The organism is Nostoc sp. UIC 10890 (assembly GCF_054786515.1).
Genome location: NZ_JBSGKF010000001.1, coordinates 655,644 through 673,747, shown reverse-complemented (window position 1 = coordinate 673,747; position 18,104 = coordinate 655,644). Strand labels below are relative to the sequence as shown.

Here is an 18,104-nt window from a genome sequence, read left to right as displayed (position 1 = left end):
CGTCATTTAAAAAATAAAATTTTGCATTACAAAATTCATGTATCTAGAAATTAGAATAATTTCTAGAAGCTTTTGCTGGTATTGATTAAATGGATCAATGCCATATTTTGCTGTTCTTTTTTAGAGCAGAAAACAAATTATTAAATATGATGATTATTGGCTAAATCTATCTTTCTTCTATAAGTAAATCTAATTAAAAAACTTTCAAAAACCTATTGACTTTCACTGTAAATCAACTATAGTTATTACATAGCCAAAAAGAACTTGGCTAGCCGAAAAAAACTAAAAAGATTTACATCATTTCAGGAGAAAATCAATGATTATTGCAGACTTGAACTACTTAGAAATCACCTCTGAAGAAGTTATCGGTGGCTTTGGTTTCGGTTATGGCGATTTCGACATCGACAAAGACGTAGACATCGATGTAGATTTCAATGAAAACATCGATATCGACAAGAACGTAGATGTTGATGTTAACGTCAGCGGCAACCTAGCTACTTCTGAATCAGGCGCTACCGCATTGGGTAACAACAGCTTTGCTGAAACCTTCGCTTTCACCTTCACAAATGATGGTGTTGCTTCTGCTAACGCACTCAGCGTATCTGGTACTAACTAAAAATTAAACTCCACTTACAATGAGTATAAACTCTTGCAAGTAGAGTCGGCTCGAAAGCCTACTAGATTCATAAATTACCGAAAGCTCTCTGCTCATTTGAGCTTTCGGTATTCATTTAAATTACACTGTTTAATTTCAAATAATAGTTTCAGCAACAAATTTTTACAAAACTTAGTCTTCAACCCAACCTATAGTGTATGTAAAGTTCGACCGCCCTGAGTTAAAACTCTAGGGTAGTAGCTATGTGTGCGATGCTTCCCTATAACAGCGTCCTGATCGTAAACCCCTGAAGGTTAGATGAGGATGATTCATTTTAGTATACTAAAAATCAGAATTTTAATCGGTTAAAACCGACTTCAGCTATAGGTTACAGAAACTCAAGTTCCTGGTGGGTGTAGCAATAGAAAGACATATCAGATGTATAAGTTATGACTACACTTCCTGAGTCTCTAGAACTCGCTGTTCAACATTACCAAGCCAAGCGCTTCACCCAAGCCGAACAGGTTTATCGTCAAATTATAGAGGTAAATCCCAGACAAGCAGAGGCACTATACAGCTTAGGTATGCTGGCGCAACAGCAAAAAGAATATCAAAATGCAGAATCATTTTTTCAAGCAACCTTACAATTACAGCCAGAGGTAGCGGCAGTACACAACAGCTTAGGGTATAGTTTACAACAGCAAGGTAAACTAGAGGATGCGATCGCTTGCTATCAAAAAGCACTGGAATTTCTACCCGACTGCATAGAAGTGCAAGCAAATCTCGGTAATGCTCTCCACCTCCAAGGAAAGCTGTCATCGCAGGAAAAAATTTACTATGCAGACTTAAATCAGCAATTTGCTTTAGGTAGACAAAACACGGGTGATTTGAGGATTGCAGAGTTATACTATCGGCAGGCTATTGCATTGCAGCCAGATTTAGTATCAGCTCATAATAATTTAGGAGATGTGCTTCAAAAACAAGCACGGTTAGATGATGCCATCAAGTCTTACCAACAAGCAATAAAAATTCAACCAGACTCTTTTTATGCCTATCACAACTTAGGGCATACTTTGCAGCAAAAAGGTAAGCTGAAGCAAGCAATAGCAACTTATAAAAAAGCGTTAAATATTAAACCAGATTTGGCATTAACCCATAATAATTTGGGAAATATTTGGAAGAAACTCAACAAATTTGATGCTGCTATTGAATCTTATCAAGAAGCAATCAAACTTCAGCCTGATATAAATATCATCCATTACAACTTAGGAACTGTTTTCAGACAAAACGGTAAATTAGAGTCAGCAATCAGAGCATTTGAGCAAGCTTTAAAAATTGCCCCAAATTATGCTCCTGCTAAATTGGGTATTTGTATCAGCCAGCTACCAATTATATATTCTAGTGTTGATGAAATTGAATTCAGCCGCAATCAGTATCAACAGCATTTGCAAAATTTAGCTGAAAGCTATAAATTAACTCAACAGGAAGAACGAGCAAATTCATCTGAAGCTGTGGGCACATTACAGCCTTTTTATCTCGCATATCAAGGCTTAAATGATCGAGATTTACAGCGAACTTATGGACAAATGATTTGTCAGATTATGTCAAGTCGCTATACCCAATGGAGCAAACCGCTTGTTCTCCCGAACTTAGATAAAAATGAAAAGGTTCGGGTTGGTATTGTCTCTAGATTTTTCTGTAATCATTCTAATTGGAAAATCCCTATTAAGGGTTGGGTAGAAAATCTCGATAGAAGTGAATTTGAATTATTTGGTTATCACACTGGAACAACCAAAGATGATTCAACAATCAAAGCCGCCCAAGTTTTGGATAAATTTGTTCAAGGCGTTCGCTCAATTGAACAATGGTGTGATGCGGTAACTGAAGATAAATTACACATCCTGATTTTTCCAGAATTTGGAATGGACCCAATGACTGTACAAATGGGTTGCTTAAGACTAGCACCAATTCAAATGACATCTTGGGGGCATCCTGATACTAGTGGACTACCAACTATTGATTATTACTTGAGCAGTGATTTAATGGAATCAGAAAATGCTCAAGAACACTATACAGAAAAACTAGTTAAACTACCAAATTTATCTATTCATTATACACCTTTAGCAATTAAACCGCAAGCAATTACGAAGGCAGATATAGGTTTAAAAGAAGATGAAATTCTCTTCTGGTGTTGCCAATCTTTGTATAAATACTTGCCCAATCATGATGATGTATTTCCCCTAATTGCGAAGGAATTAGGGAATTCTAAGTTTGTATTTATTAAACATGAGAGTGAAGAAGTTACAGCAGTATTTCGCCAGCGTTTAAACCGTGCTTTTGAAGAATTAGGGCTGAATTACCAAAATCACTGTTTATTTTTGCCTCAGATGAAGAGTCAGACTTTTGCTGGTACTACAGCCTTAGCTGATGTCTTTTTGGATAGTATTGGTTGGTCTGGATGTAACTCTACTTTGGAATCTATTGCCCACAATATTCCGGTTGTTACTTTACCCGGAGAACTGATGCGGGGACGACATACTCTGGCCATCTTGAAGATGATGGGTATAGAAGAAACGATCGCCTCCAATAAAGAAGAATACGTAAAAATCGCTATCCGGCTGGGGAAAGATGCTGAATATCGTCAATATATCTCCCAGCAAGTCGCAGAAAACAAACATAAACTATATGGCGATTTAAAACCAGTCAGAGCGCTGGAAGATTTTCTTTTGCAGCTGGTTAATAAATCCAGAAAATTTGACACCAAAGATGTTACTGAAGCTTTTAAACTTGCAGTTCAACATCATCGAGCCAATCGCCTGGATGAAGCAGAACATTTATATCGTCAGATTATCGACAAACAGCCAGATTATGCAGAAGCACTATATGGGTTAGGAATGCTGGGACAACAGAAAGGTGCATTCGAGGAAGCAGAGAAATTCTTGAGTGTAGCTTCTCAAGTTCAGCCTAACTCTGTAAAAATTTGGTTTAGTTTAGGCAATATTCGTCAAACTCAAGGGCAATTGCCAGAAGCTGAAGTAGCTTACAAAAAAGCTATTGCTCTCCGACCAGATGCAGGGACAATTTACAATAATTTGGGCTATACCTTGCAACAACAAGGTAAATGGGAAGAAGCGATCGCATCTTATCAAAAAGCTCTGGAATTTCAACCCAACTGCACAGAAGCAGATGTCAATTTAGGTAATGCGCTTTTTGCCCAAGGAAAGCTTTCAATCGAGAAACAAACTTACTATGGTCAACTCAACTATAAGTTTGGCATTGCTCGCCAACAAGCAGCTGATTGGAAAACTGCTGCTCTTTACTATCGAGCTGCGATCGCACTACAGCCAGATTTGGTAGAAGCTCATTATAACTTAGGGGTGGTACTGCAAAAACAAGGAGAGATAAAAGCAGCGTAGGCGTAACCCTCAAAAAGCTTTAAAGTTCAATCCTCAACATGGGGAAGCAAACATGAATTTAGAACAGATTTACCAAACTCAGCACCAAGAACTTATCCAATCTAAGTCACCATAAATTTGGATAAGACAATTACTTCAACTTAATCGGAAAACTCGAAAAATTTAAAGTGAAAAATTAAGGAGATAAAAATTATGGTTTTCAGACGAGGAAATAGTAGCAATAACTTACTTGAAGGAACTGCTGAAGACGATCAGCTCTATGGAAGTTTTGGGAACGATACTTTATTAGGGTTAGGAGGAAATGATTTACTTCAGGGCGACCAAGGAAACGATTCCTTAGATGGTGGCGCTGGTAATGATCTCCTCTTTGGTGGTCTTGATAGTGGTAGTGACACCTTATTGGGCGGCACGGGTAATGACTTCCTGGATGGAGGAAGTGGCAACGACAGTCTAGATGGTGGCGATGACGATGACACCATTCAGGGTGGCCAAGGTAATGATACGATTCGCGGTGGGACAGGCAATGATGTCCTCTCAGGAGTCAGTGGCAATAATTTCATCGATGGCGGTGACGGTAATGACTTTATCCAAGGGGCTAGTGGTAGCGATATTAATGGCGGTGGCGTAGATATACTGCGAGGCGGTGCAGGAGAAGATACCATCTTGGGTAATGGACAGAGTGACCAGCTCTACGGCGACGATGGTAATGACTTCCTCGATGGCGGTGGAGATAATGACCTCCTTGATGGCGGCAGCGGTGATGATTCCCTTGATGGCAATATTGGTAATGACACTCTGGCTGGTGGGGCTGGCGCTGACAACCTGAATGGTAACAGTGGTACTGATTTGGTTGATTATTTATCCAGTACAGCCGCAGTCAATGTCAACTTAGCGACTGGTAGCGCTAGCGATGGATTTGGCACTACTGATACATTGATCAACATTGAAGATGCTGCTGGTTCTGCTTTCAACGATATCTTAATTGGCAATACGGGCAATAACCGTCTCATCGGAAACGCTGGTAATGACAGTCTGGATGGAGGTTCTGGTAACGATATTCTAATTGGTGGAGCGGGTAATGACACCCTCAATGGAGGTGCCGGTTTTGATCGGGTAGATTATTCCTCCAGTACGGCAGCTGTCAACGTTAACCTTGCCACTGGTATCGCCAGTGATGGGCTGGGTGGCAGTGATAGGCTACTTAACATAGAAGAAGTTGTCGGTTCTGCTTTCAACGATATCTTAATTGGCAATACGGGCAATAACTTCTTTATCGGTGGGACTGGCAATGACAGCATTGATGGCGGTGCTGGTACTGACCGGGTAAATTATTCTTCTAGTACAGGGGCAGTTGTTGTTAATCTGACGACTGGCATCGCCACTGATGGCTTGGGTGGCACCGATACGCTACTCAACATTGAAGATGTCACTGGTTCCAGTTTCAACGACACCTTAATTGGCAATGCAGGGAATAACGTCTTTGTTGGAGGGGCTGGCAATGACTCCATTGATGGTGGTGCTGGTACTGACCGTGTGGATTATTCCGGCAGTGCAGGGGCAGTTGTTGTTAATCTGACGACTGGCATCGCTACCGGAGGGTCAAGTGTTGGTACTGATACCCTAATTAATATTGAAGATGTCATCGGCTCCACATTCAACGATAACCTGACTGGAAATACTGCAAATAACATTTTCGTAGGCGGGCCTGGTAATGACACCATTGATGGTGGCGATGGTACTGACCGGGTTGATTATTCCTCCAGCATTGCAGGAGTCACCGTTAACTTGGCAACTGGTACTGCTAGCGATGGGTTTGGGGGAACGGATAGCCTGACCAATATTGAAGAAGTCGTTGGTTCTGGCTTTAATGATAGTCTGATCGGAAATACTGCAAATAACCTCTTTGTGGGAGGGGTTGGTAATGACACCATTGATGGCGGTGCTGGTACTGACCAAATTGATTATTCTTCCAGCTTTGCAGGTGTCACCGTTAACTTGAGTTCAGGTACCGCTAGTGATGGATTCGATGATACTGATACGTTGTCCAACCTGGAAAACATAGTTGGTTCCAATTTCAACGACAATTTGACTGGAAATGCTGCTGCTAACTTGCTCAATGGTGGCACTGGCAATGATACGCTGAATGGTGGTGCTGGTAATGATACGCTGACTGGTGGTGCTGGTAGCGATCGCGCCGATTATGCCTCTAGTACCTCAGCAGTCAACGTTGACCTCACAGTAGGTACAGCCAGTGATGGACTAGGCGGCACTGATACCCTAATCGAAATAGAAGAAGCTTCCGGTTCAAGTTTCAACGACACCCTCACCGGGAATACAGCCAATAACTTCCTCAGTGGCGGGTCTGGTAATGACAGCCTGGATGGGGGTGCTGGTAATGACACCGTTGTGGGAGGCGCTGGTAACGATACCCTAAATGGTGGTATTGGAAGTGACCGAGCAGATTATTCTTCCAGTTTAGGGGGAGTGATTGTTGACTTAGCAACTGGTACAGCTAATGATGGACTCGGTGGTACTGACACACTAACTAGCATTGAAGAAGTTGCAGGTTCAAGTTTCAACGACACCCTCACTGGCAATGCAGGTAACAACCTCTTGCTTGGAGGTGCTGGCGATGACATTATTGACGGCGGCGATGGCAATGACTTCATTGATGGAGGTGCTGGTAATGACATTATTGATGGCGGACTTGGTATCGATCAGGTAGATTATTCATCCAGCACAGCAGGTATTATCGTTGATTTGGGAACCGGAACTGCTAGCGACGGACTTAGTGGTACGGATACACTCGCCAACGTTGAAAATGTGACTGGCTCTGCCTTCGCAGATAGGATAACTGGCGACGCTAGCAATAACCTCTTAATTGGAAATGGTGGCAATGACACCCTAGTTGGCGGTGCTGGCAATGATGTCCTCATTGGTGTCGGAGCTAGTAGCAGAAATGCTTCTGCAATTACTATCGGTAGTTTTGGTAATCGAGGATTCCAAGAGGTTGATGTCTTAACTGGCGGAACCGATAATGATCGATTTATTCTGGGAGGTAGTAATGAATTTTACTACTTGGGCAGTGGTACAACTGGTGCCGACATTGCCATTATCGGTCAGGAAACGAGTACAGCTGGAATCTTTGCAAGAGACTTTAATGCAGGTGATTTGATTCAAGTGCAAAAAGGCTTAATTTACAGAATCCAGAACGTATTTAACCCCACTACTTCAATTACCGACACTTATATTTTCGGGACTAATGCTGTTAGTACATCGCCATCTTTCCTTGATTTAATAGGAGTTGTAGTTGGAACCTCCATCAATGAAGTCGCAGGTACTTTACGAGATCAGACTAACGCTAATCTCACATTTCTTAATCAAGCTACTAGTGGAGGTGTTCCAGTTATCCAATGGTTCAACTAGATTAAGGATCTGCAATAAGATTTAGACAACATTTAGTCATAAATTAAGAGGAAAAAATGGAAACAAGCAAAAAAGCCAACCAACAAATGGAAATAAATGACCTAATTGCTGATGCCGTTACTAATGCAGTGACACGAAGAGAGTTATTAGAAACAGAAGAGGCTTTGTTAGGTTTATCTGAAGAAGAATCCGCAGGGATTATGGGTGGCTTAACCTCGCAAATTACAGATACAGATTTGAAGAAAATTGATCTATTGTGTCCACCAACTGTAGTTGGGCTGATTGCGTTGCCTGATGATGAACCAGTTGTTTATCCAACAACTAAACTTCCAGTGAAGGGGATTTGTCCTCCTATTGTAGTTGGGCTGATTGCATTACCCGATGACGAAAACTATCAACTTTCCTAACTCTTAGCCTTCAAATTTTAAAAATACTCTTTCGGTGGAGGGACAATTTATGGAAGACATTACTACTGTTCAGACTACCCTTTGCCCAAGTGCTAGACCCGAATCTGTGGATGGTGTTGTCTTTGGCGTAATTGCTGGAGCGATCGCAGCACCTCGTGTAGCTTATCTCAAACAGCCTCTACCCATCACAGATGAAGTGATGGCAAAAGCTAGCCCAGTTACACCCGCCGAAATTTTTCGCACGGCCGCATCCTGCGCGGAATCGGGTTGTCAGCATTTTGACGGCAAAGACTGTCGTCTCGCAATGCGAATTGTTGAGAAATTGCCCGCAGTAGTAGAGCAACTACCACCTTGTTCTATCCGCCGAGATTGTCGCTGGTGGCAGCAAGAAGGTAAAGCAGCCTGTATGCGATGTCCGCAAATCATCACAGATAACTATTCTTCATCTGAGCAGTTACGTCAAGCAGCAGATCCTTCTATATATTTGCAGACTTGATGATTACTGGAAATACTAGCTGACTTTTACACCCCCAAACTGATATCAAAGGAGACAGCAAAAATATGTCCTTAGCAATTTTTGAGAAAGTTAAAGAGTTCCTTGTCAGAATAGTCAAAGACGAAGCTTTCCGCAGTCAACTAATGAGCGAGAAAGCTGAAGAAGTGAAAAAAGCTTTAGAAAATGGTGGCTATAATTTTTCTCAAAAAGAATTTGAAACAGCCGCTATCCAAATATTAGAATTAAAAGAGCTAGGCGAATTTCACGATCTCAGCGAAGAGGAATTGTTAGGAGCTTTTGGTGGCTTGACAAGAATCAGTGATAGAATTGTCCAGCCACTATATGGGGTAATATACTGGCCTCCCGAAGACGATCATCCACAACCATGGCCGAAACCAAAGCCAATTGACCCGCAGCCAATGTATGGCATAGTAATTGACCCGCTTGATCCGCCTCTACAACCAATGTATGGAGTAGTTATTCCAGAAGAACTAGCATAGCCTAATCAAAGAATGAAATTTCAGGGTGCAAAGTTTAAAGTAATGTCAAAAAAGTTCATTGTCTAAGTATGCAAATAGTTGATTTACCCTATTTAGAGAGTGTTCCCAAAGACGATTTGATTCTAGGTTCTGCTGGAGTGAGCGTCACATCTGAGGCATTCGCTTTTGGTTCAACAAGTTACCTTTTTGTTAGTGCAAATAGTAGTGCTACATCTGCTTCAGACGGTGATTTTACAGAAAATGCTACAGGAGTAGCTGGAGCATTTGGCGATAATGCTATAGCTACTGTAACAGTCGCAGTTGATGGTGATCCGGTGATTGAGAAAACATCCTCTAACTTGTTGCAAAATACTGCTGTTGAAAGTGGTTTTGTAGCCGTGATTAGTTTGCCCTCCAAGCTGACTTTTTACGACTTGTGGAAAAATTTATTTTGAGAATTTTCTAAGTCCTGATTTTCCGTCGGTTCAAGTCAACTTCTAAAACCGAGATTGAGAGTTAACTTATGACATATCATCGCAAAAGCTACGCAGTTTGGGAAATTACCTTAAAATGCAATCTAGCTTGTAGTCACTGTGGTTCCCGCGCCGGACATGAACGCACCAAGGAACTCTCCACAGAGGAAGCTTTGGATCTTGTGAAACAGATGGCCGAAGTTGGAATTAAAGAAGTTACTCTCATCGGTGGTGAGGCATTTCTGCGTCCAGATTGGCTAGAGATTGCCAAAGCTATCAATGATGCAGGGATGCTATGTGGTATGACTACCGGCGGTTATGGCATTTCGTTAGAAACTGCACAGAAAATGAAAGAAGCAGGGATTCGGACTGTCTCTGTTTCTATTGATGGCTTGGAAACAACTCATGATCGTCTGCGGGGAAAAAAAGGCTCTTGGAAATATGCATTTAAAACCATGAGTCATCTACGAGAAGTAGGTATTTCTTTCGGTTGCAATACTCAAATTAACCGCTTGTCAGCACCAGAGTTTCCGCGCATCTATGAGTGCATTCGTGATGCAGGTGCTCGTGCTTGGCAAATTCAGCTGACCGTGCCAATGGGGAATGCAGCCGACAACGCAGACATCCTTCTCCAACCCTATGAACTGTTGGATATTTATCCGATGATCGCCCGTGTCGCGGGACGTGCTTACCAAGAAGGTGTACAACTCCAGGCGGGAAATAATATTGGTTATTACGGCCCTTATGAACGGCTGTTGCGGGGACGGGGTAAGGAGCATGAATTTTCATTTTGGCAAGGTTGCGGTGCAGGACTCTCCACTTTGGGAATAGAAGCTGACGGAGCGATTAAAGGTTGTCCTTCGTTGCCAACTACCGCTTATACAGGTGGTAATATTCGAGAGCGATCGCTGCATGACATTATTGAAAATACAGCCGAATTGCGCTTGAATCTGGGAGCAGGAACACCTGAAGGTACAAAACACCTGTGGGGCTTTTGTAAAACCTGCGAATATGCCGAGCTTTGTCGTGGGGGTTGCAGTTGGACTGCCCATGTTTTCTTTGACAAGAGAGGTAATAATCCTTACTGCCATCATCGCGCCCTTGTTCATGAGGCACAAGACCTGCGGGAGCGTGTAATTCCCCATGTGAAAGCTAAAGGTCTACCTTTTGATAATGGTGAGTTTGAGCTAATTGTCGAGCCTATAAACACTCCTTTGCCAGCAAACGACCCATTACGATTTAGCGCTGACAGCATTCAGTGGCCTGAAAGTTGGCAGCAACAACCCGAAGTTTCTTACTCGCTAGCGAGGCAATAAATCATGGCAGAAAATCCAGAACAAACAACAGACCTAGATTTATCATCATCTGAAGACTTAGAGAAAATACCCCTGCTTCCACGTTCAGCTTGGAATAGTCAATTAACTTATTTAAAGCTGCTGTTAAAAGCGAAGCAAGTCCTCGATAAATCAATACAGTTTAGATAAGACCAAAACACTTGTAGAGACGGCGATTTATCGCGTCTCGAAAACTCCAAAATAATTGCTCCCTAAATATTTACACTTTAAATTCTTTATTAATAAGATAAACAGAGAATTATATGTCAACAATAGCTACACTTTCGGACTTATTGACTCCCAGTCTCAATCTCGATGTCGATTCCACTCTCACCCTCAATTCCTATCGAAATCCCGATCCTAATCCCAGTCCTAATTTTGTTACCGCTCAAGGGGGGACTATTTTTTCCAATTACAGTCAGAGTCCTTCAGCGATTTTGACTACTGCCCAGACAGACACATTAGTTCAAGGTGGCGTTGCTTTAGCTATTGCTGAAGCTCAAGCGATTTTTTTGAGCAATGATCTAACTTTTTCAGCCCTCTTTACTGATACTAGTATTACTGGATTAAGTGGTCAGTTTACAGGTAGTGCCGACAGTGAAACAAAGGTACTTGCTAGTTTTACAGTTGGTGCTAATCAAAGCTTTTATTTTGATTTTTCAGCAGATTTAGCACTAACGGCTAAAGAAATTGAAAATTCCAAAGTTGAATATAACAAAGCTCAGTCTAAAAGTACTTTTTTGGTGTTAGACACCACAGATATTAATAAGCCCAAACTTTTAGATTATTTTGGCATCCAGGGTAGCTTAATATCCTCTAATCAAACCGGCGATCTCATCCTTGGTAATAGTCGCAATATTACGATTAACAGTCGTGATAAAAGTTCTGATATTAATGGCAACAATGGTACTGACTTCCTGAATGGTACTGCTATTGGGACTTATAGGCGGAATTTTACTAGCAATACCAATATAACTGTAGTCGAAATTAATATCAGTGCCGTTGAATTGGCAGGAGATACTTTAATCGGCAATCTAGGTAAAGATGTTATCTATGGAACGATTTGGAACGATAATCTAACAGGAACCAGCGGTGCGGACAAAATTTATGCCAGCTTGGGGAATGATAAGCTATATGGAAAAAATGGTAATGATAACCTCGATGCCGGTCAAGGTAATGATTGGCTAGATGGCGGCGATGGCAATGATTCACTCTATGGCGGTTTTGGCAATGATATCCTGATTGGTGGTAGTGGTAATGATGTCTTAGTTGGTGGTGATGGTAATGACACATTTACTTTCAAACGTGATGATACCTTGCTTAGAAATGACTTTGATGTTATTAAAGATTTCCAGGTTGGTATTGATAAGATTGTATTCAATGATTGGGGTTACATTAATACTAGCCTATGGTTAAAACTAGGTAACATAATAGATACTGAAAATGGTGCTGTTCTCAAATTAAATTTTCTCTTGAATCAAGAAACAATACTAATCTCAGGTGTGAGTGCTAGTCAGATTAACTCTCAATCAATAACATTTACTTAAAGCTAATTACTCTCTAGGAAAACTACTTCTATCCTGGATGATTCCCTCTTAATAAAGTAGGGCTGTTTCTTTTGCTAAAAGGTTCTGATTTACAAGCTTATCAGTCAACTAGTCGCGGCGATCGCACTCCTTAATAAAATTATTGGTAGTACTCTTTACTAGATAATAGTAAATTGTGATAAATATGTTCTTTATTCAAAGCCTCTTCCAAAATCTTGAGGAGTGAAAACTAAGTCACCAAATCCTTACTTAGTTCCTAGTCAATAGTCTCTTTAACTAAAATTTAGTTGCTACTAAATTTTGTTAAGTTATAAATCTAGCTATATAAAGCAAATATAAATTATTAATTTTCAAGTCTGGAAAGCTAAGTAATACCGAAGATCACTGTGAAACTTTGATGAAGTCAACTATTTGTAATACGGGAATGTAGTAGCCTATTACAGAAAACCCACATAATAGGATAAGCAGAGGTTTTATGCCATCAGAAACTATATTTTTACAATCAACTGCTACAAATCCAAGCCCAAACCCTAATTTTGCTAACGCTCAAGGATCTGCTGTTTTCTTCAACTATAGTCAAAGTCCTTCAGGAACTTTAACTCAAGCTCAGACTGACACATTAGTTAAAGGTGGTGTGACTTTAGCTATTGCTGAAGCTGGAGCAACTTTTTTTGACAATGATCCAGCTTTTTCAACACTATTTACTGATAGTAATGGCATTGGGTTAGATGGTTCTTTTTCGGGAAGTGCCAATAGCAAAACAAAGGTGGTCGCTAATTTTGCCGTTGGCGCCAACCAAACTTTCTCTTTCGATTTTTCCGCAGATTTATCACTGTCAGCTAAAGAAATTGAAAATCGTGATGCTGAATATAACCAAGCTAGGTCAAAAACCTCTTTCTTGGTACTAGATACCACAAATCCCAATAAGCCAAAAGTCTTAGATTATTTTGGTATTGAGGGTAACTTAGTTTCCTCTAAAGAAATTGCCAATTTGAGGCTTGCTGGTAGTCGGAATGTTACTCTAATCGATCGTGATAAAACTTCTGATATTGATGGTGACAATGGACAAGACTCGCTAACAGGAAATGCTATTGGTCGTTATCACAATAGGTTTAAGAAAAGTACCAACATAACGATAGTAGAAATTAACGTCAGTGAAGTTAAATTTTTGGGAGACACTTTAATTGACAACTTGGGACAAGACGTTATTTATGGCACGATTAAGAATGATAAGCTGAAAGGAGGGAAACGTGCAGACAAAATTTATGGCAGTCTAGGTAATGATTGGCTGGATGGAAAGAAAGGTAATGATATTCTTGAAGGCGGTCAAGGTAATGATTGGCTATATGGTGATGAGGGTAATGATAAACTTCATGGCGGCTGGGATAATGATGTTTTGATTGGTGGTTGTGGTAATGATATTTTGGTTGGTGGCGAAGGTAATGACAAATTTGTTTTCAACCGTGGCGATAGCTTGTTCAAAGGTGAGTTTGATATCATTCAAGATTTCGAGGTTGGTATCGATAAGATTGTATTTGATGGTTGGGGTAAGCTTAATAGTGAACAATGGTTAGATCAGATGTTTTCTCAAGGTCAGATAACCGATACTGCTGATGGTGTTCTCTTCGATTTTAGTACTGGAATAACTCAAGGAAAATTACTGATTTCAAATGTGACTTCTAACCTGATTACCTCTGACTCAATAACATTTATTTAGTGCTGATTGTAAAACAAGTGCATCTCCATCTGAATTATATAGATATTTCCCCTACGAGGGTTTTAGTATTTGATAATTTCGGCTATTGTTTAAAGACAATTCTTGTCTAGGAAGTGTTTTATCAATTATTTAGGTGCATTTGCCCTACATAAAAATTTCTAAGCTGGCCTAAAAGATGCCAATTTAACATGCAAATTCATTTATGAGTTGTAAAAACAGTTCCAAATACAACATTAAAATCATCACAAAAATGTTGATTCAAAAGCAAAACTTACTCGCCTAATTGCTGTAATTTAAATGGAAATAAGCCAGATTTTTTAGCTAATTAGCCGATTCCCATTTCAATGAAAATTACGGAGTAATAATTTATTTGAAATGACGCAAACAAGCATCACACTAATTTTAACTTCAATGTAAAGGTATAAAAGCTATGGCAATTATCCAAGTTGAGCATCCAGTCATTAATGAATCTTCCTTTGAGCCACAAAACCGACTAGACGGTATCAGTGGTGTGATGCTAATTCATAATGAAGAAGAATTTCTGGCACAGGTAATTGACAGTTGGATTGATGCCGTAGATGAATTAGTTATTGTTTTTAATGACTGCACAGATAGTTCTCCTCAAATCATCGAAGAATATGAGAGGAGGTATTATCCTAAAATCCGAGCTTTTCATTACTTACCACGGGTATATTCACCCAATACAAAGGAGCAATTAGAATTAGATGTAAACAATATTAACTCTTTTACTTTTTATTCTAATTTTAACCTCAGTCAAACGCGATACAAAATATGTGTCGAGATTAGTGGAGATCATGTTGGTATTCCTGAATACCTGAAGAGAATTTATCATTTTCTGAAGACAAATTCGTTGCAAAATACTGCCTTATTTTTCTCCGGAATTAATCTTTGGAAACACCCCAATGATAGTCGGTACTACATAAATTTAAAAGATATTGCCATTGGGAACGGAGACTTAGCATATTGGACTGTTTCACCGCAACATATTTTTGTAAAACATACAAAAAATCCTGTTTTTACTATAGTAAGATTTCCTGGTCTGGAATACCATTATCTAGGTTTTCTTTTTTGGCATACACGTTATTTAAAAAAAGACTATGGACTAGGGAACTATGGCACGTATTCGCAAAAGATAAACCAATTATTATTAGAGAGTAAAATCAGAGAAGAAAAACTGCGTCCCTTATCTCCACAATTAAAGCAAATAAACAAAGATTTTCAATGTATTTCTGTAAAACATTTTCCGCTTTATTTTGATTTTGGCTCTTTGCCTGAGGTTGTAGGTGTTGACAGTGTAATTGAAATATTGCAACAAGCTATTCAACATTACCAAGCTAATCGCTTTACTCAAGCTGAACAGGCTTACCGTCAAGTTTTAGATATTCAGCCCAAACACCCGGAAGCATTGTACAGATTAGGTATCCTAACTGAACAAATGGGTAATCCTCAAAAGGCTGAGGAGTTTTTGAGTAGGGCGTTAGAAGTCCAGCAAAATTCGGTAAAAATCTGGTTTAGTTTGGCTAATTTACGGCAATCACAAGGAAAATTTACCGCGGCTGTAGATGCATATCATCAAACATTGAAACTGCGTCCAAATTCAGCGCCAATATACAACAACCTGGGTTATACTTTTTATCAACAAGGTGAATGGGATGAAGCGATCGCTTGTTATAAAAAAGCTTTAGAACTAAAACCTGAATTTACTGAAGCTGATGTAAATTTGGGCAATGCCCTCCACATTCAAGGGAAACTCTCACCAGATCAACAAGCCTATTATGCACAATTAAATTATAAATTGGGTTTTGCTCGTAAGGATGCAGGCGATTTGAAGACTGCCGAGACTTACTGGCAAACAGCTCTAGAACTAAATCCCAACTATGACGAAGTTTGTCTAAGTTTAGGAGAGATTTACCAAACACAAAATAAACTCCAAGAGGCAGCAGCAGCTTTTCGGCAAGGCTTAACTCTGATTAATCCTCACTATGCCAAAGCTGTAAAAGCTGGGGAAGAAGCTAAAATCCCTCAACAAGCACCAGTAACACCTCAAATTCCTCAAGGGGAAGTAATTGTAGGCAACTATAGTTTTCCCGCCATTCCGAGAGTAGCGGATAGTATAGACAAGCGGCCTTTCTGGAGTGTGGTGATACCAGTATTTAACCGCACTGAATATGTTCTCGAATGCCTGGTGAGCGTGCTACGGCAATGGCCAGGAGAAGAGGAGATGGAAATTATTGTTGTGGATAATGCTAGCACACCACCGATGTATGAGCTAGTAAATGCGATCGCTAAAGGAATAGTCCGCTACTACCGCAATCCACAGAATCTTGGCCCATTACAAAATTTCAATACTGGAATTGCCCTCAGCCGTGGTCAGTGGATTCATCTACTCAATGATGATGACTATGTACTACCTGGATTCTATTCCCAATTACAGCAGGGTCTAAAAGTATGTCCAGATTCTGTAGGAGCAGCTTTTACAGGTTATCAAAATATCAATGAACAAGGGAAAGTAGTTTTCTCCCAAAATATATATGGAGATTACAGAGGTGTAGCTCATCAAGATTGGCTATGGAAGATTGGAGTATCAAACCCATTGAATATGGTTGCAGTGGTAATTCGTCGAGAAACCCATGAAAGGTTAGGAGGCTATCATCCTGAGTTGAAATATACTAGCGACTGGGAACTCTATAAACGCATTGCCGCTGCTTATGATTGGTGGTATGAACCAGAGATATTAGCTTGCTACCGTCAACACTCCAACAATATAACCAGCGAACATTTATTGACTGGAATACAAGGGAAATTTATCCGCCAGGCAATTGAGTTTTCCGAGAGTTATCTGCCGAAAAATCTCTGTTCTCAAATTACTGCAAAAGCTCGTAATCATCATTTTGATTATTGTTTGACAGAAGTAATAATTCCCTTAAAGTCTGGTAATCTTGTCGGTGCTTTTTGTCTACTGCAAGAGACCCTCAAAATTGATAGTTCTCCACAAGCGATAGCAAAGTTATTCACTTGGTTGACTCAAGATGAAGCAGCTCCCCTCCGGGATGAGATTGCTACTAAATTATTTGCTATTTCTGGAGAAAATATTTCAGATAGTATCCCTACTCAATTAAAACCCTTACAAACTGCGATCGCACCATAGGATATGAAAATACTTGTAACTGGAACCGAAGGTTATATCGGCTCGTTATTAGCTCCCCTCTTAATTCAACAAGGTCATGAAGTTATTGGTTTAGATACTGGCTTTTATAAAATAGGTTGGCTATATAATGGCACCAAGGTAACTGCCAAAACCCTCAACAAAGATATCCGTCACATCACAACAGAAGACCTGCAAGGGGTAGAAGCAGTAGTTCACATGGCAGAACTCTCCAACGATCCCCTAGGTCAGTTAGCCCCTAATATCACCTACGATATTAATCATAAAGGCTCAGTACATTTGGCCAAGTTGGCGAAAGCGGCTGGAATCCGCCGCTTTATCTACACCTCTTCATGCAGTGTCTATGGTTTTGCTACTGAAGATTATGTTCACGAAGAGTCTACCATCAATCCCCAAACAGCTTATGCTAAATGCAAAGCGCTTGTCGAACAGGATGTGAAACTCCTTGCTGATGATGGTTTTTCACCCACCTTTCTCCGAAATGCCACAGCCTATGGAGCCTCTCCCAGGATGCGCTTTGATATTGTTTTGAACAATCTAGCAGGTTGGGCATGGACAATTAAAGAAATCAAGATGAACAGTGACGGTACACCTTGGCGACCCCTAGTGCATCTGTTGGATATCTGCAAAGCAATTATCTGTACCTTAGAAGCTCCGCGTGATGTAATTCACAACCAAATTTTTAATGTTGGTGATACAAATAGTAACTATCAAGTCAAACAAATTGCTCAGATAGTTGCAGATATATTTACAGGTTGTCAATTGAGCTTTGGTAAACACGATCCTGACAACCGTAGCTATCGAGTTTCGTTTGATAAAATCAACCAAAATTTACCAGGATTCAAATGTGAGTGGGATGCCCAATGCGGTGCTCAACAACTCTATAATATCTTCCAGCAAATTGACATGGATAGAGAAACATTTGAGTCTAGAGGCTTTACTCGCCTGAAACAACTGGAGTATCTCATTCGCACTCAGCAAATCGATCAAGATTTCTTTTGGCGGACTGTTTAAATTCAAAATCTGA

At 40.2% G+C, this 18,104-nt stretch carries 13 protein-coding genes; all 13 read left to right on the top strand.

The window, feature by feature from the left end; translation table 11 throughout:
* Window positions 1-316: 316 nt before the first annotated feature.
* The 13 genes from ACWATR_RS02795 (at window position 317) to ACWATR_RS02735 (ending at window position 18,091) form a co-directional block, all read left to right on the top strand.
* Window positions 317-616, top strand: coding sequence for a hypothetical protein (locus tag ACWATR_RS02795; RefSeq protein ID WP_460329321.1), 300 nt, complete (start codon window positions 317-319; stop codon window positions 614-616).
* A gap of 428 nt (window positions 617-1,044) precedes the next feature.
* On the top strand, window positions 1,045-4,011 hold the full coding sequence (locus ACWATR_RS02790) for a tetratricopeptide repeat protein (RefSeq protein WP_460329319.1): 2,967 nt from the start codon (window positions 1,045-1,047) through the stop codon (window positions 4,009-4,011).
* A 192-nt stretch (window positions 4,012-4,203) separates the two neighbouring features.
* Entirely contained in the window at window positions 4,204-7,437 is a 3,234-nt protein-coding gene (locus tag ACWATR_RS02785) for a beta strand repeat-containing protein (protein ID WP_460329317.1), read from the top strand.
* Window positions 7,438-7,493: 56 nt separating this feature from the next.
* Window positions 7,494-7,844: a hypothetical protein gene (locus ACWATR_RS02780; RefSeq protein WP_460329315.1), complete on the top strand. Its 351-nt coding sequence runs from the start codon at window positions 7,494-7,496 to the stop codon at window positions 7,842-7,844.
* Window positions 7,845-7,893: 49 nt separating this feature from the next.
* Window positions 7,894-8,340 carry a nitrogen fixation protein gene (locus ACWATR_RS02775; RefSeq protein ID WP_460329313.1) on the top strand — a complete coding sequence of 149 codons (447 nt, stop codon included), beginning with the start codon at window positions 7,894-7,896 and terminating at the stop codon, window positions 8,338-8,340.
* 65 nt (window positions 8,341-8,405) lie between these two features.
* Complete coding sequence (locus ACWATR_RS02770) at window positions 8,406-8,840, top strand: Nif11-like leader peptide family RiPP precursor (RefSeq protein WP_460329311.1); 435 nt, start codon at window positions 8,406-8,408, stop codon at window positions 8,838-8,840.
* Between the two features lie 68 nt (window positions 8,841-8,908).
* Window positions 8,909-9,274, top strand: a complete 366-nt coding sequence (locus ACWATR_RS02765; RefSeq protein WP_460329309.1) for a hypothetical protein — start codon at window positions 8,909-8,911, stop codon at window positions 9,272-9,274.
* Window positions 9,275-9,342: 68 nt separating this feature from the next.
* Window positions 9,343-10,608, top strand: a complete 1,266-nt coding sequence (locus tag ACWATR_RS02760) for a nif11-class peptide radical SAM maturase 3 (RefSeq protein WP_460329307.1) — start codon at window positions 9,343-9,345, stop codon at window positions 10,606-10,608.
* 3 nt (window positions 10,609-10,611) lie between these two features.
* Window positions 10,612-10,776, top strand: coding sequence for a hypothetical protein (locus ACWATR_RS02755; protein ID WP_460329305.1), 165 nt, complete (start codon window positions 10,612-10,614; stop codon window positions 10,774-10,776).
* Between the two features lie 113 nt (window positions 10,777-10,889).
* Window positions 10,890-12,173, top strand: a complete 1,284-nt coding sequence (locus tag ACWATR_RS02750) for a calcium-binding protein (protein WP_460329303.1) — start codon at window positions 10,890-10,892, stop codon at window positions 12,171-12,173.
* A 475-nt stretch (window positions 12,174-12,648) separates the two neighbouring features.
* Complete coding sequence (locus ACWATR_RS02745; protein ID WP_460329301.1) at window positions 12,649-13,890, top strand: calcium-binding protein; 1,242 nt, start codon at window positions 12,649-12,651, stop codon at window positions 13,888-13,890.
* A 430-nt stretch (window positions 13,891-14,320) separates the two neighbouring features.
* Complete coding sequence (locus ACWATR_RS02740) at window positions 14,321-17,059, top strand: glycosyltransferase (protein ID WP_460329299.1); 2,739 nt, start codon at window positions 14,321-14,323, stop codon at window positions 17,057-17,059.
* A gap of 3 nt (window positions 17,060-17,062) precedes the next feature.
* On the top strand, window positions 17,063-18,091 hold the full coding sequence (locus tag ACWATR_RS02735; RefSeq protein ID WP_460329297.1) for an NAD-dependent epimerase/dehydratase family protein: 1,029 nt from the start codon (window positions 17,063-17,065) through the stop codon (window positions 18,089-18,091).
* Window positions 18,092-18,104: the final 13 nt, after the last annotated feature.